Source organism: Nocardiopsis chromatogenes YIM 90109, from assembly GCF_000341185.1.
Taxonomy (GTDB): Bacteria; Actinomycetota; Actinomycetes; order Streptosporangiales; family Streptosporangiaceae; genus Nocardiopsis_A; species Nocardiopsis_A chromatogenes.
Window position 1 is genome coordinate 1 of the sequence record NZ_ANBH01000180.1, and the last position, 732, is coordinate 732.

Consider the following 732-nt stretch of genomic DNA (forward strand, 5'->3'; position numbering starts at 1 on the left):
AGGGGGCGACGGGCACGCCGACGCGCTCGGCCAGGAGTTTGGCGCCGATCTTGTCGCCGAGTTCGCGCATGGCGGTGGCGCTGGGGCCGATGAAGGTGACGCCGAGCTGGTCGCACAGTTCGGCGAAGGCGGGGTCTTCGGCGACGAAGCCCCAGCCGACCCAGGCGGCCTGGGCGCCGGTGTCGACCAGGGCGCGCTCCAGGGCCTTGAGGTCGAGGTAGGGGCGCTGGGCGGCGGGGCCGATCTCGTAGGCGGCGTCGGCTTCGCGGACGAATGCGGCGGTGCGGTCGACGTCGGTGTGCAGGGCGACGGTCTTGAGGGGTGTGCCGGTGCGGGCGGACAGGTCGCGTGCGGCGTGGATGAGGCGCATGGCGGCCTCGCCGCGGTTGACGATGGCGATTGTCGTGAACAAGCCGACCGAGCCCTTTCTTCGTGGTGAACCAGTGACCGTGCGCCGTGGCGGGGGGCGGATGCCCGGGCAGGTTTCCACCCTTGCGTGTGCGGGGCGCCGGTGCCATGTCGTACTCGGCGCAACATTGCGGGCCCGAGTTTGTAGGAATGGGCCAAAGCGCTGCTCGAGTGTGGGTGGTGGGTGGTGGCGGCGCCCCCGGCGGCCCAGGGTATGCGGGGCGGTGGTGTGGGGGGTCTCACCCGAGCCGGGGCGGCGGGGCGGTTGCGGGGTGGTTGGCCGTGTTGGGCCGCGCGGCCACCCGGCGCCCCCCCGGGGGGGGG

At 73.6% G+C, this 732-nt stretch carries 1 protein-coding gene; it reads right to left on the bottom strand.

The window, feature by feature from the left end; all coding sequences use genetic code 11:
• Positions 1 to 412: biotin carboxylase N-terminal domain-containing protein (locus D476_RS33750; RefSeq protein WP_040726597.1), on the bottom strand; the 412-nt coding region annotated here is incomplete at its 3' end.
• Between the last annotated feature and the right edge of the window lie 320 nt (positions 413 to 732).